This is a genomic window from Paenibacillus sp. FSL R7-0331 (assembly GCF_000758645.1).
Lineage (GTDB): Bacteria > Bacillota > Bacilli > Paenibacillales > Paenibacillaceae > Paenibacillus_AQ > Paenibacillus_AQ camerounensis.
This window is the reverse complement of sequence record NZ_CP009284.1, coordinates 2,454,051-2,477,372: the sequence shown is the minus strand read 5'-3', so window position 1 is coordinate 2,477,372 and position 23,322 is coordinate 2,454,051. Positions and strand designations below refer to the sequence as shown.

General features: G+C 43.8%; 19 protein-coding genes, 3 tRNA genes and 1 pseudogene. 6 read left to right on the top strand and 17 right to left on the bottom strand.

Annotated elements, in window-relative coordinates:
• Positions 1-24 precede the first annotated feature (24 nt).
• Positions 25-390 (top strand): VOC family protein, encoded by a 366-nt coding sequence (locus tag R70331_RS10110; RefSeq protein WP_042175060.1) that lies wholly within the window; start codon positions 25-27, stop codon positions 388-390.
• A gap of 185 nt (positions 391-575) precedes the next feature.
• Here the strand turns inward: R70331_RS10110 and R70331_RS10105 are convergent, their stop codons facing one another.
• The 4 genes from R70331_RS10105 to R70331_RS32035 form a co-directional block, all read right to left on the bottom strand.
• Complete coding sequence (locus tag R70331_RS10105) at positions 576-2,768, bottom strand: rhamnogalacturonan lyase (RefSeq protein WP_052419000.1); 2,193 nt, start codon at positions 2,766-2,768, stop codon at positions 576-578.
• A gap of 225 nt (positions 2,769-2,993) precedes the next feature.
• Positions 2,994-4,313: an APC family permease gene (locus R70331_RS10100; RefSeq protein ID WP_042175058.1), complete on the bottom strand. Its 1,320-nt coding sequence runs from the start codon at positions 4,311-4,313 to the stop codon at positions 2,994-2,996.
• A 124-nt stretch (positions 4,314-4,437) separates the two neighbouring features.
• A complete protein-coding gene (locus tag R70331_RS10095) occupies positions 4,438-4,644 on the bottom strand; it encodes a hypothetical protein (protein WP_042175056.1) in 207 nt (68 codons plus the stop codon).
• Positions 4,645-4,753: 109 nt separating this feature from the next.
• The gene (locus tag R70331_RS32035) at positions 4,754-4,930 is read right to left on the bottom strand and encodes a restriction endonuclease (RefSeq protein WP_231576441.1); all 177 of its coding nucleotides are present in this window, start codon (positions 4,928-4,930) and stop codon (positions 4,754-4,756) included.
• A gap of 756 nt (positions 4,931-5,686) precedes the next feature.
• On the opposite strand from R70331_RS32035, the gene R70331_RS10085 reads away from it, so the two are divergent.
• Positions 5,687-6,337 carry a transcriptional regulator gene (locus tag R70331_RS10085; RefSeq protein ID WP_042175054.1) on the top strand — a complete coding sequence of 217 codons (651 nt, stop codon included), beginning with the start codon at positions 5,687-5,689 and terminating at the stop codon, positions 6,335-6,337.
• 658 nt (positions 6,338-6,995) lie between these two features.
• Positions 6,996-7,840 (top strand): annotated as a pseudogene (locus R70331_RS32030) (IS3 family transposase); the annotation flags it as partial.
• Positions 7,841-7,957: 117 nt separating this feature from the next.
• On the opposite strand, the gene R70331_RS10070 reads toward R70331_RS32030, so the two are convergent.
• From R70331_RS10070 to R70331_RS10040, 7 genes are all read right to left on the bottom strand, one after another.
• A tRNA-Lys gene (locus tag R70331_RS10070) sits at positions 7,958-8,030 on the bottom strand.
• 225 nt (positions 8,031-8,255) lie between these two features.
• Positions 8,256-9,068, bottom strand: a complete 813-nt coding sequence (locus R70331_RS10065; RefSeq protein ID WP_042175049.1) for a hypothetical protein — start codon at positions 9,066-9,068, stop codon at positions 8,256-8,258.
• A gap of 36 nt (positions 9,069-9,104) precedes the next feature.
• Positions 9,105-10,517: a DUF2399 domain-containing protein gene (locus R70331_RS10060; RefSeq protein ID WP_042175046.1), complete on the bottom strand. Its 1,413-nt coding sequence runs from the start codon at positions 10,515-10,517 to the stop codon at positions 9,105-9,107.
• 14 nt (positions 10,518-10,531) lie between these two features.
• Positions 10,532-14,632, bottom strand: a complete 4,101-nt coding sequence (locus R70331_RS10055) for a TIGR02680 family protein (RefSeq protein WP_197071415.1) — start codon at positions 14,630-14,632, stop codon at positions 10,532-10,534.
• Between the two features lie 11 nt (positions 14,633-14,643).
• Positions 14,644-15,867 carry a TIGR02678 family protein gene (locus R70331_RS10050; RefSeq protein WP_052418999.1) on the bottom strand — a complete coding sequence of 408 codons (1,224 nt, stop codon included), beginning with the start codon at positions 15,865-15,867 and terminating at the stop codon, positions 14,644-14,646.
• A 28-nt stretch (positions 15,868-15,895) separates the two neighbouring features.
• On the bottom strand, positions 15,896-17,434 hold the full coding sequence (locus R70331_RS10045) for a TIGR02677 family protein (protein ID WP_042175043.1): 1,539 nt from the start codon (positions 17,432-17,434) through the stop codon (positions 15,896-15,898).
• Between the two features lie 19 nt (positions 17,435-17,453).
• Positions 17,454-17,891, bottom strand: a complete 438-nt coding sequence (locus R70331_RS10040) for a nucleotide-binding protein (RefSeq protein WP_042175041.1) — start codon at positions 17,889-17,891, stop codon at positions 17,454-17,456.
• Between the two features lie 184 nt (positions 17,892-18,075).
• Here R70331_RS10040 and R70331_RS10035 point away from each other — a divergent pair, with 184 nt between their 5' ends.
• Both R70331_RS10035 and R70331_RS31035 read left to right on the top strand, forming a co-directional pair.
• Complete coding sequence (locus tag R70331_RS10035) at positions 18,076-18,534, top strand: IS1/IS1595 family N-terminal zinc-binding domain-containing protein (protein WP_042175040.1); 459 nt, start codon at positions 18,076-18,078, stop codon at positions 18,532-18,534.
• Positions 18,535-19,013: 479 nt separating this feature from the next.
• Positions 19,014-19,463: a hypothetical protein gene (locus R70331_RS31035; RefSeq protein WP_442950571.1), complete on the top strand. Its 450-nt coding sequence runs from the start codon at positions 19,014-19,016 to the stop codon at positions 19,461-19,463.
• A gap of 594 nt (positions 19,464-20,057) precedes the next feature.
• On the opposite strand, the gene R70331_RS10030 is transcribed toward R70331_RS31035, so the two are convergent.
• The 3 genes from R70331_RS10030 to nrdR all read right to left on the bottom strand — a co-directional run bounded on the left by R70331_RS10030 (position 20,058) and on the right by nrdR (position 20,936).
• Positions 20,058-20,130, bottom strand: a tRNA-Lys gene (locus R70331_RS10030).
• Between the two features lie 16 nt (positions 20,131-20,146).
• Positions 20,147-20,222 (bottom strand) — tRNA-Ala (locus R70331_RS10025).
• 237 nt (positions 20,223-20,459) lie between these two features.
• On the bottom strand, positions 20,460-20,936 hold the full coding sequence (gene nrdR / locus R70331_RS10020; protein ID WP_042175038.1) for a transcriptional regulator NrdR: 477 nt from the start codon (positions 20,934-20,936) through the stop codon (positions 20,460-20,462).
• 164 nt (positions 20,937-21,100) lie between these two features.
• On the opposite strand from nrdR, the gene R70331_RS10015 reads away from it, so the two are divergent.
• Positions 21,101-21,316, top strand: a complete 216-nt coding sequence (locus R70331_RS10015) for an alpha/beta-type small acid-soluble spore protein (protein WP_042175036.1) — start codon at positions 21,101-21,103, stop codon at positions 21,314-21,316.
• A 76-nt stretch (positions 21,317-21,392) separates the two neighbouring features.
• Here R70331_RS10015 and R70331_RS10010 read toward each other — a convergent pair whose 3' ends face one another.
• Genes R70331_RS10010 through ytaF form a run of 3 tightly spaced genes read right to left on the bottom strand, consistent with a single transcriptional unit; the run spans position 21,393 to position 23,251 of the window.
• Entirely contained in the window at positions 21,393-21,956 is a 564-nt protein-coding gene (locus R70331_RS10010) for a lytic transglycosylase domain-containing protein (protein WP_042182440.1), read from the bottom strand.
• Positions 21,953-22,549, bottom strand: a complete 597-nt coding sequence (gene coaE, locus R70331_RS10005) for a dephospho-CoA kinase (RefSeq protein WP_042175033.1) — start codon at positions 22,547-22,549, stop codon at positions 21,953-21,955. The genes R70331_RS10010 and coaE overlap by 4 nt, the downstream gene beginning before the upstream one ends.
• Before the next feature lie 9 nt (positions 22,550-22,558).
• Positions 22,559-23,251 carry a sporulation membrane protein YtaF gene (gene ytaF / locus R70331_RS10000; RefSeq protein ID WP_081947561.1) on the bottom strand — a complete coding sequence of 231 codons (693 nt, stop codon included), beginning with the start codon at positions 23,249-23,251 and terminating at the stop codon, positions 22,559-22,561.
• Positions 23,252-23,322: the final 71 nt, after the last annotated feature.

Sequence of the window (23,322 nt, the reverse complement as noted above, 5' to 3'; positions counted from 1 at the left end):
AATCAGAACAGGAGGCATTTTATTATGAAGCTAAGCCTTAACTGGATTACGCTTAGAGTAAGCGACCTGGAGGCATCCCTCCATTTTTATCACCGGATTCTGGGTCTCCCTATTGAGCGGCAGTTTGAAAGCAGGGGCAGACAGATCGTTATGTTAGGTCCGGAGGGACAGCCCAAGATTGAGCTGATTCAGGGAAGTGACCCTGCCTTGAAGCCTGAATGCGGGGTCTCTGTCGGATTCGAAACAGAGTCACTGGATGGAACTATCGAGGAATTAAAAAACCACGGCATCCCGGTAGCCCGCGGACCCGTCTCGCCGAATCCGCATCTGCGGTTCTTTTATGTGCTGGACCCGGACGGCTTTGAGGTGCAGATCGCGGAGCACAGCTAGTCTGGTATAGCAGGGCGTCAGCAGCCTGACGGGCTGCAAATGAATGCACAGCAACGTAAAACGACCGCCCTTTTAAATGGGCGGTCGTTTTGGCTGTTAATGCTGAGCCAGCGGCTTAATATTATTTTAACGGACCGGAGAAGGCAACGGACGAGCGAAAAAGGATCTGACGTATCCTAAATCAGTTACAGCAGATCCGGCACCGGCACCTTGGACCAGTTCATGTCCGTACCCAGATAGAAGCTGGTATAGCAAGGCTGGTTATACACTACATTCTGCCAGGCCACTCCTGTGCGGTACTGCGGATCATGCATCAGAGTATATAGCTTCCGGTCTGTCACCTCTGTGTTCATATAGATACGGATAGCCGAGCTGTCGGCCATACGTACAACCAGTTCCTCCCGCCAGTCTCCGAACAGGTCTGCTACCAGGCAAGGATTGCCTTTGGTTCCGTTGTTGGAGCGCGTCCCCTCAGCTGTCAGCAGCGTGCCTCGTCTCCAGTCTTCGATGGTTACCGGATCTTCAAAGGTGCCGCTGATGAACTGGGTCGTCATATCGGCTGCCCATTTGATGTTCATGTTAGTGCCCGGCGCCTGCTCGTCCAGCTGCTCACCCTTGGCTGACCGCAGGCCGCGGGACGGCTCTTGGGCAAGATGACTTTCGCTGCACCAGGTCTGCAATCCGGGTACGTCCGGGTCTACTTTACCGACCATACCGCGGCCTACATCCTCCTTGGCAAACCCTCCGTAGAGCACTTCCCCGGTAGCCGCATCACGCAGTGTATATCCATAAGGGCCGTGTATCCCCTCTTCGTGAACCATATAGATCTGCAGTCCGTCCCGGTCAGGATCGACCACCGCGACATGCAGCGCATCCCCGTGGCCGAGCTTGGCGTATTCACCCGGAGCTGCACTTCCCTCCGGCAGAATACCGCCTGAGCTGTACAGGAGGCTGCCGTCGTGATCAATCGTAGCTGACCCGTAGATAATCTCCTGGCAGCCGTCTCCATCCACATCGGCAGTGGATAGTGCATGGGCGCCCTGCTTGGCTAAACCGCCGAAGCCGGAGTTCCTGCCGTCCTGAAGGTGCAGCGTGTCGGCAAACGGATTGTTCATGGTGACCCAGCCGCTGTCAATATACCAGGCCTCGCTCAACTCCTGTCCATCCCAGCTGTAAGCAGCCATTGTAGCCCTTGTATAGTATCCGCGGGCAAACAGCGCATATGGCTTCTTTCCGTCCAGATAAGCCACTCCGGCCAGGAACCGGTCTACCCGGTTGCCCGGTTCGATGCGGTTCCAGGAATAGTCTCCCCACATCAGCCCGTCATCATGGCGCTCCGGCTTATAGCGTACTGTCTTAAGCTCTTCTCCCGTTTCTCCGCGAAAGACTGTGAGGTACTCCGGCCCTTTTAGAATAAAGCCTTCGAATTCACGTAGCTTGTTCCGCTCACTTCTCGAAGGTGCGTACACATCAAGGAAATAATCCGCCAGACGCACTGCATCCTCTCTAGACAACGGGTATGTATATTCAGGTGTAATGCCGAAGCATTCCTCCAGCGTGGCAGGCCAGTGCCCTGCCACTACCTCTTCATGCTCATGCCAGCGTTCAAACATATCTGCCACATGCTCTGCATAACCTGCACCGTTGATGCGGTAGTCATCCTGATGGCTGTATCCGGCCGCTTCATCCTCCGGCAGTATGGTGATGAAAGACTCAGAGACAGGAGCCCCATCCTTATAACAGATGATCCGCGTACCCGGCGCAGTCTTGAACATCAGCTCAGCCTTGCCGTCCCCGTCAAAGTCATAGACCAGGAACTGGGTATAGTGAGCCCCTGCCCGGATATTAACACCTAAATCGATCCGGTACAGCAGAGTACCGTTTTGCTTATAGCAATCTACGTACACATTACCTGTATATCCCACATGAGAGACATCCTTCGCATTTGACGGGTCCCATTTTACAATGTATTCGTACTCCCCGTCACCGTCAACATCGCCTACACTCATATCATTTGCGCTGTACGTGTACGTTTGACCGGCAGGTGTAACTCCGTCTGCTGGCTTCTGCAGCGGTATTTCCAGGTAGGGGGTCTCCCACGGCCGGATAGATACGCACCGCTCTTTCTCTTCTCCGTCTATAACGGCGGCTACCGCATACTCCGCTTCCCGGCTGCCGGACGTATCCAGATAATTCGTGCTGTCACTAATCTCAGCAATTCGTTCGCCGTTACGGTATATCCGAAAATCGGCAGCAATCAGACCGCTGTCTGTAGCAGCGCTCACTTCCTGTCCCAGCAGCCGCCAGCTGATAAATATCCCCTCCGAAGTGCAGACTGCCGCCAGCCCCCGGTCCAAATGCTCCATTTGAATACTCATTTACGTTTCTCCTCCATACCTGCCTGTTTATAATGAGATCTCTCCAAAGAATCAACAACTGTAGCATACTTATCTCCCATTATTCCGGCAATAGGACAATTTTGCCCGCTCTGTTATGCGGTTTTGGACTATTTAACCCGGATTGGACATTCTTGCAGCTTAGGCTGGTTATATGCAAAAAGACCACCTTCCTGAGTGAATAGAAGGCGGTCTCTTGTATTCGGATTAAGCTTTTTTACGTGATAAAATATAATACACCGGCAGTCCGGCCAGCGTAATCCCGATTCCGATCAGCGAGCGCAGCGGGTCACTGACAATCGTGCTGCCCAGAATATAGAGTCCGCCAGCGACCCCTATTACCGGAGTAACCGGATACAGCGGCACACGGTAGCGTCCTTTTTCGGGCGGCATTTTTTTGCGCAGAAGAAAGACTCCAAACACACCCATCGTGAAAAAGATCCACAGTACAAACACCAGCAGATCCGTCAGTGTATTGAAGGTCCCTGAGAATATGTAGATAACCGCGAGCACACTCTGAAAAATCAGTGCATTCGCCGGAGTCCGGAACTTCGGATGAATGCTGCTCAGCACCCGTGAGAACGGAATCTGCTGCTTCTCCCCCATCGCCTGCGGCACACGGGCTGCGGTCATCAAATAACCGTTCAGCGCACCCAGCACCGATATAATGATGCCCGCGGTAATAAACGCTCCGCCCCCGTTCCCGAACAGTGCCTCAGCCGCGTCAGCGCCCGGAGTAGGTGAACTAATGATCTGCTCATAAGGCAGCGCCTTGAACACCGCCATATTAAACAGAACATACACTGCAATCACAAAAATAACCCCGATAGAGATGACTCTCGGCAGTGTTTTAGCCGGATTCTTAATTTCACCTGCCATATTCGTCACACTGATCCAGCCGTCATAAGCCCATAGCGTACCCAGAACTGCCGCTCCAAAGCCTGCTCCCGCTGCCGGTGCACTGATGCCGTCAAAGCCGGGAGCCAAATTCGAGAAGAGGCCAACGCCGATGATGCCCGCGACGGGAATCAGCTTGCCCACCGTCGCAACCGTCTGGATGATCCCGCCGAATTGGGTGGCAATGACATTCATGATGAGGATGAACGCCAGTATGGCTACAGCCAGCAGCTTCTGCTGCCAGCCGTTCAGCGGCACAAAGTAACCGGAATAAGTGGCAAAAGCAATCGCCAGCGCCGCTACCGACGCCGGATAAGAGATCACCGCCTGCACCCAGCCCAGCAGGTAGCCTGCTACACCGCCGTAAAGATCGCCCAGATATGTGTACAATCCGCCGGACTTCGGAATCGCAGCCGCAATCTCCGCCACAGTCAGCGCAGATGCCAATGTAATGATGCCTCCGACACTCCAGGCCAGGATGCTCATCCACGGAGTACCGGCATTGCTCAGCACAATCCCCGGCTTCAAAAAGATCCCGGACCCGATAATCATCCCGACCACAATGGCCAGGGCCTGAATAGATGTTACTGTATTGCCAAGTGATTTGGTTGTTGCTTTCTTAGTGCTCATAATGTAATTTCTGACCCTTCCTGTCTCTGTAATCACGGTACATTTCCGTCTGCTTATCTTACCATGTTGTGTGAGATTGGGAAGTGGGGAAATTCACTACGGCTTGATTAGAGTTCCGCTATTCTTAATCCTCATCCCAATCATCCTCAACGCCAAAGCTATCATACTGCTCATACGTCTCCCCTTTGCTCTCTATAACATGAGGCAGCTTTTGAGCCGGCTCCACTTCTGCATCCCCCAGATATTGAACAATAAAATGCCAGCAGACACCGTAATCGAACAACAGCAGCATCCTTTGCTTGGGTGCAAGGAATACGCTGCTGATTGTCACTTTCTGAACACCAGGGAACCTGCTTTTCTGGCCAATATCCGCAAATAATTCGTAGCCTTCCTCAGCACGTGTCCAGTTTGTAATGTTATCATAAAACGTTAATATTCGCTTAATGTAATTTCCATCTTCTTAATCTATCGTCCAACGACAACCCGTTAATCAATTTAATGTTCAGCCTGTCGGCCGCTTCTTTAGCTGCTTTCGTAAAATTACTAGTCGTCACAATCCAAGCATCATAACAGCCATGAACCTGCTTGCCAGCTTTCAGGAGGAGCACAATTATCATTCCAGACATCCTGTTTCCAGCGCTTGCACTGTACAGCGATTTTGTATCCCTCTTTGCCTTGGAGAATCAAGTCCACTTCATGAACGCCAGAACCACCGACTCATTGTATAGTAAAACCTTGATCTATGTAGTATAGTTCCATTAATCTCTCAAAATCCATACCGGACAATGTCCTTACATCTGCTTTTAGAATCTGTACATCAGTTAACTTGCTCATATGTGCCTTAGTGGAAGTATTCTGCACGCTAGACTTAGACTTGTTTGCATTTACTCGCCTCAATCTACTCGCGTTGGTGAATTTCCTTGCCTTTTTGTCGCTCCTCCGTTTTCGCGTCCACATGCCGCCAAAAATCTCGCCCAGGATAATAGAGCCAAATAAAACAACAAAGAACCACCCCCAGTGCAATTCAGGAATACTAAAGTAAATCCTAGGCCCCAAGGATAAAAATTCCCCGCAATAAATATGCTACCTGCCTGCCTTCTGCATAATACGTTTTTGCCATTTTTGACCCACCTCAGTTTTTCTCTACTATAGCATAATTTGTCTTTTTATAGCATATGAAGTGTCTCTTAACCTTTTTATGCAAATGTTCATTTATACATTGAATTCATTTTTGAGTTCGCGATATAATGAATATTATAAGCCGTGAAGCACACGCCGCTTTTCATGCAATCCTCCACCCGGTTGGTTTTAGGAGAATTGTAATGGGAGTGGCTTTTTTGCGCGAAAAATTCATCCAAGGGGAGTAAGATGGGATGTCGAGATTCAATCAGCTGTACGAGGAATGGTTACTACGTAATATTGAAAATGAGATCAATCACAGACGAAGAGAGTTTCTTGAAAAAGGACTGGGCCATGGAACTGTGGAGTTTCTTCGCGCAGTATGGTTCCCGGCAATCGGAAATTTGGATCATCTGCTTCCGGAATGGGAGGTGCGTGATTTCAATAACGGTTACCGTTATCTTGATTTGGCGTATATGCCAGGGGGAGTGAAGGGCGGAATTGAGATTCAGGGCTACGGACCGCATGCCAGAGATCTAGATGTCAGACGGTTTAAGGATTTATGTCGCCGGCATTGTCTACTGGCCTTGGATGGCTGGACTTTTCTTCCTGTCGCCTATCCTTCGATTGTAGAGGAGCCCAAGCAGTGTCAGCAGCTGGTGCTTTCTTTTATCGGAAAATTCATGGCGACAGATGTTCCCTCTACGTTAACTTGGCTCGAAGCTGAAACTGTCCGATTTGCTAGACGCCTGCTTAGGTCATTCACCCCTCAGGAACTCGCAGATCATCTTCATGTAACAGACCGGCATGCCAGACGCATTCTGCACGGATTAGTGCAACAACAGCTGCTGGATATAGCCAGCGGCGGACAGCAGCGTAATAGGACATACCAGTTGAGAGTGTAGTTTCTAAACGTTAGTTCGCTGACTAATACAATAAGACTGGATAAAAGATGACTAACATTTTTTTGAGATGAGCAACTGGATAAAGCGTTACGGACCTAGGAGCCATTCTTCCAACCAAATAAGCATATCTGCAGATCTTACGTACACAGATGACGTTGATTTTCGTTCCAGCAGCTGAATCAGGCTGAAAATTGGGGAGAATAACGTCATTACAGTCCGTTAGCTTGTGTAGACAAGCCGAAAGGCGGAAATAACGGTGCTGCGGTCCGTTAGCATTCATGAGGTGCATAGGATCAATCAAGCGCAGCAGGTTATGCTAAGTTATGACTATGTAAGTTATTAGCCTAGGGAATGAGCCGGATCGATCGGTTAAGGATCCGTATGCCTAACTGCGGCTATCTTTACCCAGAGTACTCGGTGCCTAGAAATGTTCAGATGATTATGTACTTTGGTTGTACAAGTAATTTTAGCTGTTGTACTGTTTTAAAGTCATTCGGTAGTCTACACGTCTTAGTTTTAGAGCCAGTGAGGCGGCCCGCATTATTAAAGCGATCACTATTCCCCTATTTTCACCACTATGGATCGTCTAAACTTAGTTGGACATAAAAAATAAGGGCTTGTAGAATAAACCTATCAAGTTAAGGAGCGGAACTCTACAATGCCAAAACAACAACAACGACGTACGTTTACAGCAGAATTCAAGAATCAGATGGTACAACTCTATGAGAATGGAAAATCACGGGCTGCAATCGTGGAGGAATACGACCTCACAGCTTCTGCTCTGGACCGCTGGATCAAGCAGTCTAGTAGCACAGGTTCCTTCAAAGAGAAAGACAACCGTTCCCAAGAAGAAAATGAGCTCCTGGCTTTACGAAAAGAGAATCAACGTCTTCAAATGGAGGTTGACATCCTAAAGCAAGCCGCGCTGATCATGGGACGAAAGTAGCTATCATCCGGAATAACCGCGATAAATACTCGGTATCAGCAATGTGCGAAGTCCTACAAATCGCCAAAAGCACGTTCTACTATGAAACCAAGGACGAAAAGAATGAAGATGGGCTGAGCGCAGCGATTGTGGAAATCTTCCACAAGAACCGTAAAGTCTACGGCACACGCAAAATTAAAGTAAAACTGAAGGAACAAGGATTGGTTATATCCAGACGCCGTATTGGACGAATCATGAAAGAGCAGGGGTTAGTTTCAACTTACACTGTCGTGCAGTTTAAGCCCCATAAGACGGCTTGTAACGACGCGCCTACAGCGAATGTACTGAACCGTGAATTCGAGCAGACGAAGGCTAGGCGCTTTGTTGTGAGTGATCTAACCTATGTAAAGGTTTAGAACAAATGACACTATATTTGCGTGCTCATTGACCTATTCAATCGAGAAATTGTGGGACACAGCGCAGGGCCAAACAAGGATGCGACTTTGGTTTCCCGCGCCTTTGCTACGGTAAAAGGCGATCTACGCCAAATTGAGTGGTTCCACACGGACCGTGGCAGCATCCTAGCTACAAGAGTGGCTTGGCCCCTCTCTTGGTTGGACTTTCACCAACTAGATAATGCGCGCCTCTGGGCACGCCACAACAAAAAAACGGCATTTCTACCGTTTCTTCAAGGATGGACTCTCAGGGGCTCGAACCCTGGACAAATAGATTAAGAGTCTACTGCTCTACCGACTGAGCTAAGAGTCCATATTATTAGGATGTTTGGTGGACCCAAGGGGATTCACCCCCTGACATCATCGCAGCCAGCTATGTGCTCTGGCGAGGTGGTCAGGGGCACTGCCCCTTAAGAAAAATAGTTCAATCAAAAACTCATAATTATTAATTCTTATATTATGATCACTTCCACTAAGAGAAACCTATAATTCACTGAAAATTAAATAATTATTAAAAAAAAGGGGGGATTAAACAAAATTACCGTATGTAAGCATCAGAATAAATACACTCTCTAGTTACTTTTATCCCCATTAGAAAATAATCCTCAATTAGATGAAGTTGGTTCAAAGCCTCAATGTCTGGTACCCCATGTGTGAAAATTTTTGACGCTAAAGTGTTTCTTCCCATTGAAAGCATGATATCTATATGACGGTAAAAACCGTATAACGAGACATGAGAATAAGTATGGCCACTCCCATTAAAAGTGATATACGGAAATTTAGGTGGAATCCATAATCCTGTGATATCACAAAAATTATCGTGTTTCATTGACCGCGTTACCCTAGGATATTGAATATAGTCATTAAGAATTCCCAATCTTCGAGCATAAATTCCAACAACTTGTTCAAGTTCATCGTAAGTCAAACCAAAGCACGCACGGGACATTGATTCATTTTCTTCAAAATTGGATGAATGCTCTGAATGGACTCTTCGTACGATTCCGAAATCACAAGAATTTGCCACCGGCAGACTTACAATGTAATTATTAAGTCGTTTAAATTTTTTCATCTCGTATAACTCGTGATCTAAAAAATCAGTCATTAATATGCAACCTGCTTGCAGCCTATAGAAACCTTTTATCTGCTTTTTGCATTTACTTGCAGATTTACCACGGAGGTAATAAGGCCATCCTTGAAAAGAAGATCCATTCCCTTCTCTACTGACGATTCCCATGTAACAAAACAATTCGCCGTTTTCAGAAAGGTACAATACCGGACCAAAATCCGGAATTAAAATGTTTGTCCCCAACTCTTCAGGAGAATCAAGCGTTTTATAGAATTCAGCTAACATACTGCTGCTGCCTCCTTTTTAAAATCATTTGGAAAATTATTTTACAAGGCCGGTAATCAAATTTATCCATTCCTCTTTCAATTCAGCTACAGTAGATTCCTGGTATACCTTAACCCCCGTCTCAGCCATTGTTCGAGCTAACTGTTCACCATGCATTTTGCGAAGAAGCTTTTTATCTTGAGAGGATATTGGTAAGCAATCAGGATCTAAGAATCTCCTATACGTTGCTGCATCCATAAAATGTTGAACAACTTTTTTCTGAGCCAGTTCTTCTATTTTATGCATCATCTGAAGACCATGAAGATCAAAATCACCAGAATAAAAGATGATACAATCAGGATTAACCTCAAGACATTTTCTAATAAAGAACTTGGTTGCACTTCTTGCCTGTCCAGATGTACAAATAAGCGGTGGAAAAGCATTAGAAAAATGGTTGTATATAAAACCATTCTTATCAAAAAAATGTGTAGTTTCTAACACTAAATAAGAAAACACTGAGGGATTTTCAAAAAGATAAATTTTAGAATATTTAGGCCAATAATTCTTCGCCTCAATTTCGTGAAGATTTAATGTTCTCGGTGAAGCACCATCAACAAATCCTGAAGCAAATACATGTGAAATGGAACTGAGACTATCATCCATAAGCCCAAAGTACCTATAGATTTGTCGGTCTTTCATGAAGTCTGTATTGATCAAATTTTCGTTTATGGTAACTTCTCCTGATTCAACTTTAATATTGTAAATGTCACATAGTGCAGCTAAAAAAAGTCTTCCACTAGAAAATTTCACATCAAAGAAATGAGAATTTTTGGTGATCTTTTCAGAGAATATAGGAATGTAAATATAATCCGCGTCAGTATTCATCTCATATCTTAATTTGTTTTTCTCAAGAAGTAACTTCCACAAAGCTTTTGCACAGTAGAAAAGATCGTTTTCAGCGTCACCACCATTGCGGATCACTGTTTTTACTATTTGGTATCCTAATGCCTTACCTTCCCTTAATCGACAGAACCAATCATATGTCACTACACTAAACTGTCCGTTAAATAAATCCAGTTGGGCTTCCTTAGTAAAGCGTGTTGCTATACGATCAAACATATCTATCCATTGATGATCTTTAAGTTGTTTGTCCTCTTTCTTAGTCAAAAGAGGACTATCATATAACAACTCATACAAATCAGGGATTGTAAGCTGATGCCCCCGTATAATTTCTTCTGTAAACAACCATAAGGGTACTTCGAGGATAGTATTAGGCCGGATTATTCTCTCTACCTTATTGCCGAAAAACTCTTGCAAGCGATTAGCCTCAGCAAATGAACTCACAACTATTTTGGCGTTCCCCCGTACGCCACCTTGTCCCTGATATTTTTTAAACACAGCCGTAAGAAGCCTTTCAAATAGGGGGTCGCTGTAATACTGCTTGGCTGTTTTACGAAATCCAATCTCCATATGCAATACCTCGTCTATTCAGTCAATGAAGGCTCTGGTTCAACTAGCATTTTACTCTTACCGTTCCAGCGATAATGAAATAATGTCACTACACGAACATCCTTGGGGCGATATATTTCATAAATAGCCAAACGTGGTACTGTGTCATAACAGCCCCACAGCACCTGAGAGGTCATAATATAATCAAAGCCCATCTCTGTTATTAACTGAAACATGTCGCGCATGTTCGCATCATCCACGCCCGCAAAAGCTTCATCTAGTGATATGATTTTCGGAGCTTCATCACGAGCATCGCTATATCTGGAATATGTGGCGGCGAACAAAGGAATATACATAGCCATCGCTCGTTCCCCACCGCTTAACACATTAAACTTAGAATCCGTAAGCTCCTTATAACCAAGTTGTTCTCCTTTACGGAAGTATAGTCTGAATTCGAACCAAGAACGATAATCCAGTATTTCATTCAGATAATGCCTTAACATCCCCTGCTCTTCCTCAGCACTGACTTTCGCTTTTAATATACGAGTGCGGAAATGCTCTACAACCTGATCAATCTCTTCATCATCCATTTGATGAGCGTCCCTTAATAGTAATCCTACTAGTGCATCTGTAGGGATCTCTGTTTCAGTTTCTGCTTTTTTAGGTTCCCAACTGAGTGATAACTTTAAGCCACTCGAAGTATCACGGAGGTTCATTAAACTATCCATTTGAAGAACCCAATCTTTCGCACGATGAATTCTTTTTCGGATTGCTTTACCTACACTTCCAATAATTATTTCTTCATAAAGCTCCCTGTCTCTTTGTGTTAATAGTATTCGTTGCTCATCTCTCTGTTGAATTAACTCCTCCAATAATACAGATGGAGGTAAGGGATTTAGCCGATCCCGGTTTGAGGTAATAAGTATACGACCAGATAACAAATACTCCAATTGCAACATATATTCACGCAAATTACTCTCGACTACATTACATATTTGCTGAACTTCGTTTCCTAATCTATCTTTGTTAATATTACCGAACTCATACGTCTTCTTAATTTGCCTGCAAATCCTCTTGATATCTGCCTTATCTGATGTCTGAATGACTGTATCTTTCCATTCATGTATAAGCTTTAACTGTAACTCACTGTGCCAAAAATTTATTACGAGCTGTAATTGATCATTATTTCTTTCGTACTCATCTTTGCGTGTATTGAGATTCGTTTCATGACTGGCTAATATTGCGATAAGTTTATCTTTTTTATTCTCTAAATCGGTTAATTGGTTATTTAATGATGTCTTGCTCTGTTTCAATTTTGCAAGTTGCTCATAGATCTCTTCACTGCCCATTTCGAGCATTAATTTTCTAAGCTGCCTGATTTTCGCTTCACACTTAATTCTCTTTTCTTCCAATAAATCCTTCTCTGCCTCATCCTCTTCCGCTTGTATAACTATATCGTTTTGCTGATTCATTCTTATAAGTTGATGCTGTGAAATCTCATTATGGCGAACACACAATGATTGCAATTCCGTAACCCTCTCACGATAAGAAGGCCATGAATCCAGTGCTTCCCAAATCCGTTTTTCATTTTTTAACGCCGACCACTTTCGTGTTGCTTCTTCTAATGTCAGTTGAAGTTTTTTGTATGTGCTTAATTTTTCTCTGTATTGAACTTCCAGTTTAAACTCCTGGCTCATTATTTCTTTGAGTCTGTGAGTTAGTTGTATAGACGTGTCAAAATGTTCTTGCAGTTCTCTGTCATCTGGAAATGCATTAATCTCTGATTGTAAAGTTCCTTTATTATGTTCATTCTTTCTTAACTGCTCATCAAGAAACACTATTTCACTGCTTAATTGGCTAATATTAGTTTCAATATCTGCTATGAGTATTTGTTTTGTACGTATTCTTGTTTCTTTGCCAATGTACTCTGCCCGCTCTTTAGAGAACCCTTTTCCAGATAATCCCCCTATACAAAAGCCAGTTGGGCCAATTGCTAGCTTCTCATTGCCTGCAGCAATATCAGAAGTATTATTATCCCAATCTATACCATTAAGTGCTGACATAATATCCTCAACAGTTAATCCACTTTCCAGAGAAGGTGTAGCGCATAGCACATCTGCAAGGGATGATTTAGTAGATTTCAAACTGGGTTCAAGCCATACCTCTTCATTGTGTTCCCAATCTATTACAGCTACATTTCCACCCGGAAATATCCACGCATCTAATATGCCTGCTTGTTCTAACGTTTCTTCTAAGTGAGGCCGAACATCTTCTGGAAGAGTTTCATTAAATTCACATACTGCATATAAAGGCGATCCTGTGTTCAAGCTCCTTAACTTGCGAGAATTCTTCCTCTTCTCTTTACGAACTGGTTCGGGCTCTTTAGTTGTTTTCCATTGTTCTAGTTCTTGTTCTAGTTTATTGCACTCAGATTGTAATAGCTCTTTATGATGCTGCAATCGAAGAGATTGTTCTATCAATTCCTGATTCTTAATCTGAAACACTTGAATGGCTGGATAACGTACCCGATCATACTGACGTTCGTTAGCCGTAAGGGAAGTTAAGACTCGCAACACTTCTCGAATTGTCTCGTTATTCACGGGAAGTTGATGTAACTCCTGCTGCCAACGAATTAGACGTTCTTTCATCGAGGCTTTAATAATTTCGCCTAGATTGGCTTGCCCCTCACGTTCTTCTTCAACATGGATTCGTTCTCGATGAATTTCACCCAAACTTAATTCCGCTTCCGTTACCTTACGATAAGCTTCGCGTTCTTCGCACGCAATGTTATACGCTTTGTTTAATTCCTCTCTATGTTGGCTAAGATCTTTAATCCAGTTGTTGACCCAGCTTTCATCCTCAAGAATTCCTCTTAACCAAATATTGTGGTAAATATCATGTTCTCTAAATTCAATAACTCGGGCAGTATCCTCTAACTCATCAATGACATTATTCTGCTCAATCTCGAGCTGTTCCAGCTTGTTCTGGGATTTTGCAATTTCATTTTCTATAATAAGTAAGTTATTGGAGTTGCGCTCGATTCGTTCATTTAGAGTTACTAGCTGCTTTTGGGTATCCTTAATTTGTTCTTCTGCATCACCTAATTCTCGCTGCTTCTCTATCACTTCACTACGATTTAATATATCCATCCCTGCATCGATTTCTTTAAGTGTTAACTTCCTATGTTCGATAGCTGATATAACCTTATCTTTATCATCGCCATTCATTTGAACTTGCCGTGTTAACTCAATAACCTGCTTCTCTGATTCGTCGTACACTTGAAATTGTTTAAGTACAATCTCAGAGTGATGTAATAGTAAAAAACGATTATATTCATTATATTTATCGTTTAATTTTCTCATATCTTCCACTTGTATATTCAATTCATCCAAACGATCCGTTATTTGATCCATATCCTCTATCACATCTGAAAGTGAGTTCAAATCATCTTCCATTAAGGGAGGTAACGCTTTCGTTAATATCTCATACATAGAAGAAGGTTTGAAATCCTTTGAAAGTTTAGGACTGCGCAATTCCAGCAGCAGCTTTAGTAAATCCTTATATGAATCTGAATCCTGAAAACCAAACAAAGCCGCATTGACCAAATCACGGTATTCCCGTTGTTCCTGTACAACTCTCCCGCCTGAATCAACTGCAATTTCCAATTCTTTTCGATTTAGTGGTACCTTACTCCCTTGTTCCCGCCATAGAGAATTATTGTATAGCCAAAAATCATGATTGATTCTTCTACCATCCTCTAAAAGGAACCCCCAAAAACCTAACTGAGCTGTACCTCGGCGTGCCCTTAGGCCGATACCAATAGTCTTATAAATATTTTTAGCTGGATGATGAAATTCCATCCATAAATACCCAGTCCGATCGGTATGTCCATGCTCACTATCTCCAAGCAAATAATACTCAAGTTTCCGATCCCGAGACCCAAAAGGATCGAGCCTTTCAGGTCGTTTGTCTCCGTCAAGCACCAATGGAATAAGACTTTGCATAGTAACCGATTTCCCTGAACCATTGGTCCCTCTTAAAATCATCCGTCCTTCTTCAAAACCAAATACTTCTTCATCGTAATACCAAAAATTCAAAACACCTGCTCGGTTCATTTGCCATCTTTCCAGTGCCAAATCCACCCCTCCTATACTTCCAATTCCACCGCTCCATATCGGGCCACCCATTTGCCCGCTACTGCCCGCAAAGCGAATAATGTGTTATCTTCCCACTGTCCAAATCCCCATTCCATCAAATGCGTAAATATCTGTTCAGCCAATTCGGAAGATTTCATCTTTCGATGATCATTCGTCCAATACTCTCCATAATGTTCTTTCAAATGAATAAGAATGCGTTCCAAATGATGTCTAGTGATGTACAAATGGGTCTGGTCTGAAACTTCATCAATATTTTCAACGGCCGGTTGTTGTCTGATTTCTCCTAATACCAGCAATGTAAGATCAGAAAGTGAAGCTAATGTTGGAAATATTTCTGCCTCGGAAACTATGTCGGATTCAAAAAACAAAATGCCCTCTCGATATTTGCTGCCTCCCCACCCAAACATCATTCTTATTTGATTAATTACATTATTTTTTTGTCCATGGAAGTAGAACAGATCCTCTTGCCATTCTTCATCAAGTACAACTGGTTCTATAAGATAGCGCCGGAACAATCGATGTTTTTTTCTACTATTCTGTTCTTCAGGACTATCTCCATAATCTATGATTTCTTTCATTTGATTCATATCAATATAACCGGCAAGTTCCTTTGTAAAATTACGAAACACATACCTTGAATAATGTGTGCTTTCATATAACACATCATGCTTGTCATCAGTTGATGCCCAATCGGCCTCTGTACCATCTACTGCTATGATAACTTGTAGACTTTTTAGCTTTTTCAAAGCCCTTGCCATAGATAAACGATGATAGTAATTTTTCCAGTCTACTTCTATTCCCGATTCCATCATAGAATCACGAACTTCCTTTATTAGATCAGTCAGCAAAAACTGTTCTTGCTCTGATTTGGCTTCCAGAAACCATAAACAATATGTAAACAAAGAGTAGTCTAAAGGTTCTCGAAACTCTTGAAATCCCATCCACGGATATGCGACTTCAGGTACCTTTTCTAATTTTGCAAGCTTACCGTTTAAGATAAGAATGTAACCTGTGTAATTAGAAAACCAATCTCTTAATGAGGTGAAATTATCTTTAATCCAATAATATAATTGAGAATCTTGCTCTTTGGATACCCATGGACGATTTAATAGGGCATTCATACATACTCGCCTTCTATTTAACAATTCTTCCTTATCCACAATATTTGACCGTTTTCTCTTTTTTGTTAATTTACCAACTCTAATAGTCTCCACAGCTCACTCCCCTCTCTTAGAACAACAGTTAGTTATTCTCAATTGCCCAGCTAAGCAAATTACTCCAATTATCTTTATCAACAACTACAAAAGTAAAATGATAATCAAGCAATTCAAGTTGGCCGTCCTCACATCTCAAACTCGCTCGCTCATTATCTACTGGCTTAGTTAAATGAATTTTGACACCTTCAGAGGTCTGCATTATGGAGTTTGAGGAATTGTTACAACGACTAATCCAATCCAACAATTGCAATCTAGATGAGGTAGTTATTACATCCAGTTGAGATATACTTATATCCCGCTGATCTACCATCTCTTTTAAAAATTGAAGTTCTTGTTTTTGCCTTGTTATAAATTCTAATCTCAGCCGTTCTTTCTCCTGAGAATTATCAATCGCTGCTTCTGTATCCTGGCGTTCATGTCTTTTTCTGCTCCGAGATCGCAAATTTTTGACAATTGGTGTTTCCAACCACATGGATTGTCCAGAGCTATCTGATTCCCGTCTGTCTTCTCCGTGGAAATGTCTGGTGGAAAATATTCCAAAGGCGTAGGCAGCAAGCTTATGAGCAGAATCCAGATTATCTATTTTGTAAAACCATTGACCTAAATGCTCCAATTCTTTTCTGCGGCTAATACTAGTACGTTTTTTTTCCTGAATCCGTAAAGCACTCCGTACCATCTTCACAATTGCCTCTTTTGTTGCCCTTTCTAGCAACTGCATTTCGCTGATTGTTCCGTGTTCACCCAGAAACCATTTGCTCAGTATATGCCATTTTTCAAAGAGCTCATCATAATATTGCTGTTTCGTAATTATTTCCTCAAGTTTAGGAATTCTCCACTCATCTTCAATCACAGCTTCTAGAAAAACATCTCTCACTCCATTTGATATTTGTACTAAGTTACCTTCAATTTTGTAAGAACGTCGCTGCATAGTGTGAACAAAGTCTTTTAAATAATTTGTAATAGCATCTTTATATATTAAAAAATCATCAGTGACCATTAGCTCTTCTGCCTTTCCTGTCTGAAGACTAGCTATATAATCCACTGATGCTTCGTGAAGTTTTTGGAACGATTCATTAATTTGATCCCATAATACTAATGCTTCCCCATGTTCATACTCGCCTGATCGGGCTCTAATTGTAAACAGGGTGTTTGCAATTGTATCAAACAAGGTAGGCTCAAGAGATCCACCATATCCCCGGACTGTTACCAAGTTTTCCAGCAGCCGTTCAATTTCAATCGAATAAGGCGTCAATAAGTATTGAAATTTCTTTTTTAAATATTCATCTACTGAGACAGCCCGTTCACCATAATGACGCGAGGTTAAATTTCCCCACTCAACAAGTTGTTCCAGATCAAGTTGACATTGTTCCAATGTATAATTTTTATGTAACTTCCATGCAATCACTCCGTCGTATATCTGCTCCGGTTTGAGCCAATAATTCAGTTTATGATATTGCTGGTACAGATACTTCATGATAGATCGGTAGCGGGTAACATTATCCGCATTTAAATACTTCAACTCAGAAACGCCTCGAAGAGATTGTATATCAGGAATTCTACTCAAAATAGCCTCCTATAAAATTTCAATTTTCTTTTACTTTGTTTATTGATTGGAGCCAAGCTATAATTTCATTCTCTGCTTTGTACTCCTTATCAAGATCACAATAAATTAGGCCCTGCAGATCTGATGCAATAACTGAACTACCTTTTCTACAAATAATCGTTCTTTCTTTACCAAGAGCTGCAACAAAAATTCCATATTCAATCAAAACATTAGCTTTAGGCTGCAAAATAATATCATTTCTGTACCAAACCGGATCGTCTTCGTTAAAAATTAATATTGCTGCATCCACCTGTTTGCTTATGTTTATAAGAGTATCCAACATATAACCCCCCAACGGAAAAACCCCAGTCCTATTCCAAGGGTAAGGTGTGACGTTCTCACTCTCAATAAGCATTGCAACATTTCTAAGATATCTCATCGAATCCTGTGAACTGGAACTGCCAAGAAAAACACGCATGTTCCCCCACCTTCCTTAGTCATTTACAATACGTAAATTTACAATTTTATACTTATACTAAAGTATTTTGGAGTTGTTGCATACCCCTCACTTCCAAACTATTCCGATGTGGAAATTAAATGTGGTATTTATCTTTGAGACCTGATACATTATTATCATTATTCTCAAGGAGGGAAATAATGGTATGTTGAGAGTTATTGAAGATGTTCGAGAAAATCTGGGACGTTATGAAGAGCTAAACGTGGAGGATTTATTGTTTCTTGAATTAGATCTAAAAAAACTGCTTAAATCAATATCCGAAAAATCAAACACTCTTTCTGCTAATTCAAAAACATCTTCTACCGTCTGCCCTCATTGCTCATCTAACAACACAATAAAGCATACAAAAGGCCCGATCCCACGATTTCGTTGTAAAAAATGTTTACGTACTTTCTCAGTGAACCGGCAGCTTTTGTTCTATAGAAAACAAAAAGCATCTCAGATTATAGACCTCATTGTTTATATCCACACCACTGATATGAGTATCACCGAGACAGCCAAGAAGCTCGGCATCTCATTAAAAACTTATAATGTATGGAGAGATCAGCTTATCTCTGTGCTTCCTCAACTTGCAGATAAATTCAAAAAACAACGCAAAAAGTAGCTAACTTCTGTTCCCCACCATGTTTTTATGAGCAAAAGACGTCATCTGAAAATTTTCTCGCGAAATTTTCTATCACATCTAATTTCCGTACTTTTGAGCATTATTTAGTCTATTATGGTTCGAATTTCAGGTTCTTGTTTTTGAATAACTTAGGCATTCCAATAGTACGCGGAAAATAGTCAAGCTGATTTCAATGTAGCAGTTACCCGATCCTAGATTAAATCAAGGAGGGGTTGAGTGTTAAGGCGGCTTTTTCGCGGGCAAAATCAGCTCTGAATCGAGCGTTCAAGGAGGAGTTTGGGATGCCGCGATTTGAGCAGCAGTACGAAGAATAGTTAATTGACAACCTAGAGAATGAGAGCAACCACAGGCGAAAGAAGTTTATAAGCAATGGATTAGACCATGAGACCGTTGAATTTCTCCGCACCGTCTGGTTCCCGGTAATCGGTAATCCGGATCATTTGTACACGGAATGGGAAGTGCGTGATTTCAATAAAGGTTACTGCTATCTGGATTTGGCTTATATGCCTGGAGGTGTGAAGAGCGGGATTGAAATTAAAGGCTATGGACCACACGCTAGAGAACTGGATGTCAGACGATTCAAGGATTTATGCCGCCGGCATTGCTTGCTGGCTTTGGATGGCTGGACCTTTCTCCCTATCGCATATCCTTCAATTGTGGAAGAGCCTAAACAATGCCAACAGCTGGTTCTGTCTTTTATAGGCAAATTCATTGCAACAGATGTCTCTTCCACTTTAACTTGGCTGGAGGCAGAATCATTGCGTTTCGCAAGACGTCTGCTCAGGGCTTTCACACCTTCGGAACTTGCGCAGCATCTCAAAATTTCTGACAGACACGCCAGACGAATTCTGCAAAATTTGTTCTCCTACAGTTACTGGATATACAGCGCAATCGTACGTACCAGTTGAGGGTGTAACAAAGTAACCAGTGGTTTATCACTAGTTAAGGTTTCGGTTGTACTAAATTGTTATACCTATTGTAATAGTGGGAAGTCGAGTGAATCGTTACGGACCGTACAGCCTTTATTCCCTTCAAAAGCACTATTACGTCAACCTTACGGACTCAGATGCAGTTATTTGCTGATTTTCGTGTGGATTATTGCCTGATGAAGGGGAATAAGCGCGGTACGGTCCGTTAGCGCTCCTAAATATCCCAATCAGAGAAAATAACGTCCGTGGGGTCCGTAACAGTGGATAATAGGATTTCAAAGTAGCAATAGTTAGTCGAAAGCTGGATTTAGTGGTTTTTGGATCGGTCAGCTGTTGGTGTAGACGGTTGGCAGTTGGTACTGGGTTGTTGGCTTTGGTCTTCTTGGGCTATCAGCAGTTGTTGTGGACGGTAGCCAGTTGGTGCTGATGTGTTCGTTATGGGATATCGGAATTGGTTTGTAATTCAGTGTAGTCAGTTGCCGTCGGCAACTGGCGTAGCATTAGCTTTCAATACAATCCCCGTCCCACTCCCAACACAACAAAAAAACGGCATCTCTGCCGTTCTTCATGGGATGGACTCTCAGGGGCTCGAACCCTGGACAAATAGATTAAGAGTCTACTGCTCTACCAACTGAGCTAAGAGTCCATGATATTAAGATATTTGGTGGAGCCAAGGGGGATCGAACCCCTGACCTCATCGCTGCCAGCGATGCGCTCTCCCAGCTGAGCTATGGCCCCATATTAGTTATTGTGGAAATGAAACTATGTATTCTAAATCCTCGTGTGTGTGAGCGTCAAGCTCACCTCGTCGTGTTATTAATTATTTCGTAGCCGACTTCTATATAATACAGAAATCCATTCCTGATGTCAACACTTTTATCATTTTTTTCTCTTCCCTTCCGGAGAACCGCCACAGCACCTATGCAACGCTCCATACCATACAGAGCATTACGGAGCACAGGTGCTGCAGCCTGTCTATAGCCCCTCCATCTCACCATCGTCTTTGGACAGCAGACCTTTCAGTTCCTTCATAAACATGTTGATGTCTTTGAACTGACGGTATACAGAGGCAAAGCGGACGTAAGCCACCTCATCTACCGGATATAGCTGCTCCATGACCAGCTCGCCGATCTGGCGGCTCTCGATCTCAGCCAGGGCGATACCGCGCAGCGTCTTCTCCACCTCTGAGACGATGGATTCCAGACGTTCGACAGAGACAGGACGCTTCTCGCAGGCTCTGATCAGTCCGCGCAGAATTTTGTCACGGCTGAATTCCTCACGGCTGCCGCCTTTCTTGATGACGATCAGCGGGGTTTCCTCAATCATCTCAAATGTAGTAAAGCGCTTGCTGCAACGCTCACATTCACGCCTGCGCCGGATCGATTTATTCTCATTGGCCGGACGCGAGTCAAGCACTTTGGTATTTGTATGATCGCAGTATGGGCATTTCATAAGCTAAGGCCACTCCTTTTACTGTAGTATTAGTCGCCGCTGTTTTCTGTACCCCCATGTTGGGCAGGTAATATTTATTTCCATAAAACACCGTTTTTATCTTGTTATGAATCTGGCGAGTCCGGCACATAATACAGTTACCAACCGATAGGAGGTGAACAGAAATGAGCCAAAACAGCAGCAATAACCTGGTAGCTCCAAACTCACGCGGTGCCTTGGAACAACTGAAATATGAAGTTGCCCAAGAATTGGGTATCACTCTTTCCCCGGACGGATACCAAGGCAATAAAACTTCTTACGAAAACGGTTCGATCGGTGGTTACATCACTAAACGTCTTGTAACGATCGCCGAGCAATCCCTGGCAGGTCAATATAAATAACCTGTCCCCATAAGCTTGCCTAAGAAGTATTAAACGGCTGCATGCCGTTTAATACTTCTTTTTACATAGCAGAGGCTTAAAATTCACTGTAAATCTCCGTGTACTGATTATAATAATAAATCACGCGCTGCACGTAGTGTCTGGTCTCGCCAAACGGAATATCCTTGGCAGCCGCTTCTGTCCCGTCCCATTGTCCACCATCGAGCCAGCTCTGCACCTTGCCCGGCCCGGCGTTGTAGGCGGCTATCACTGCAGTACGGTTGCCGTCAAACTGGCGGGACAATGAAGAGAGGTACCAGGTGCCCAGCTCGATGTTGGCCGACGGCTCCTCTTTAAGCTCATCCAGGGATACTTCCGGCAGCTTGGCCATCTCAAGCGCCCACTTGGCGGTGTCCGGCATGAGCTGCATCAGTCCAAGAGCGCCTTTTTTGGATTCACGGCCAGTCTTGAAATTGGTTTCAACGCGGATAATAGCGGCAACCAGAAACGGATCCGTCTCATATGTGGTGCTGTGCTTTCGGATTTCGTCTTTATAATGAATAGGATAAAACCAGGACATCCAGTTGGTGCCGAGAAACAGAATTGCAGTAAAACCAATGAACAGCAGGAGCAGCACTCTTTTTTTTCGCAGCCAGCTCATAATAAGCCCAGCCTGTCCCACAACACGGCAACCTGCTGCTCAGTCTCGGCAGGCTCGCCGCTGTTGTCAATAATATAATCTGCTCTGCTTCGTTTCTCTTCAATATCCATCTGGGCGTCCAGCCTTGCTGCAGCCTGTTCGGGGTTGAGACCGTTACGCTCCATCAGACGGGCGAGCTGCACCTCACGGGGCACATAAACAGCTAACACCTTATCGAACAGGTTGTCCAGCTTGGATTCATACAATAGAGGAATATCCACAATAATCAGGCGCTGCGGGTCCTCCTCTTCGAGTGCATACATCTGTTCCTTGATTTCCCGGCGGATCGCAGGATGAGTCAGACTGTTCAGCTTCTGCAGGGCAGCGGGATCGCTGAAGACGATCTCCCCCAGCGCAGCCCGGTTCAGCGTGCCGTCAGGCAGCAGTATGCCTTGGCCAAAATGGCCTGCAACAGCAGCCAGCACGGGATGTCCCGGGAGCATGACCCCTTTTGCGATGACATCGGCATCAACGAGTCGTGCTCCTTTTTGTATTAGCATTGCGGAGACGGTGCTTTTTCCGGATGCAATGCCTCCGGTTAAGCCCATAATCATGTACTCACCTCATAACAGCTTCATTATTCCCATAGCAATTAATAATAACGCAGGCAGTGCAGCAGCGTGCTTCATCCAGAAGCTTCCCGACAGCTTAAGGCCGGTTTTCATTCCAAGCAATAAAAAGGTGCCGCTAAACAGGGCAATCATCAGCGAGGTCCATACCGGGCTGAAGCCGAGCAGCGCAGCGCCAAGCCCCGCTCCAAACGCATCCAGCGAGAGTGCAATCCCCAGAATCATCGCTTCCATGGAAGATATACTTCCCGAATCATCTATATCTGCGGAAGACGGCGTACGCAGAATCTGTATAACTACACCCAGATGCCGCAGCTCTAATGAAAAGACCGCGGACTTCTGAGGGCCGGCCTGGGCAGCTGCTGGCATTATTTCATCCGCAGCTTTCCGCTCCGTCTCCTGCGGGCCCTTCTCCTTCTGGGTCAGCATCTGAACCAATGACCAGCAGCCCATTAAGACGAGAATAACCGCTCCAATAATGGAGGCGGCATCCGGAGAGACAACCTTGGCTAAAAGTACACCGACCTGCATGGAGACACAAATGACAATCCCCGAACAAAGCGAGATAATCAGAATGGAGAGCAGCGGTATTTTCATTTTGCGTAAACCATATGTAATGCCTACACCAAAACCGTCCAAACTAAGCGCAAAAGCCAGCAGCAGCAGTGAAAATAATGGGCTGATCACCCGCAATCCCTCCCGTGAAGAAACAGAAGTCCGGAGGAAGAATCATTCCGGTTCTGTTTGCTTGTTTCAGC

Bases quoted from the DNA above. Each gene is read 5' to 3' on its own strand.
- R70331_RS10065 (WP_042175049.1), bottom strand. From the start codon at position 9,068: ATGTTAGCTGAATTCTATAAAACGCTTGATTCTCCTGAAGAGTTGGGG.
- R70331_RS32035 (WP_231576441.1), bottom strand. From the start codon at position 4,930: ATGATAATTGTGCTCCTCCTGAAAGCTGGCAAGCAGGTTCATGGCTGT.
- R70331_RS10060 (WP_042175046.1), bottom strand. From the start codon at position 10,517: ATGGAGATTGGATTTCGTAAAACAGCCAAGCAGTATTACAGCGACCCC.
- R70331_RS10085 (WP_042175054.1), top strand. From the start codon at position 5,687: ATGTCGAGATTCAATCAGCTGTACGAGGAATGGTTACTACGTAATATT.
- R70331_RS10110 (WP_042175060.1), top strand. From the start codon at position 25: ATGAAGCTAAGCCTTAACTGGATTACGCTTAGAGTAAGCGACCTGGAG.
- R70331_RS10015 (WP_042175036.1), top strand. From the start codon at position 21,101: ATGAGCCAAAACAGCAGCAATAACCTGGTAGCTCCAAACTCACGCGGT.
- R70331_RS10040 (WP_042175041.1), bottom strand. From the start codon at position 17,891: ATGCGTGTTTTTCTTGGCAGTTCCAGTTCACAGGATTCGATGAGATAT.
- R70331_RS10035 (WP_042175040.1), top strand. From the start codon at position 18,076: ATGTTGAGAGTTATTGAAGATGTTCGAGAAAATCTGGGACGTTATGAA.
- R70331_RS10010 (WP_042182440.1), bottom strand. From the start codon at position 21,956: ATGAGCTGGCTGCGAAAAAAAAGAGTGCTGCTCCTGCTGTTCATTGGT.
- nrdR (WP_042175038.1), bottom strand. From the start codon at position 20,936: ATGAAATGCCCATACTGCGATCATACAAATACCAAAGTGCTTGACTCG.
- R70331_RS10100 (WP_042175058.1), bottom strand. From the start codon at position 4,313: ATGAGCACTAAGAAAGCAACAACCAAATCACTTGGCAATACAGTAACA.
- R70331_RS10105 (WP_052419000.1), bottom strand. From the start codon at position 2,768: ATGAGTATTCAAATGGAGCATTTGGACCGGGGGCTGGCGGCAGTCTGC.
- coaE (WP_042175033.1), bottom strand. From the start codon at position 22,549: ATGATTATGGGCTTAACCGGAGGCATTGCATCCGGAAAAAGCACCGTC.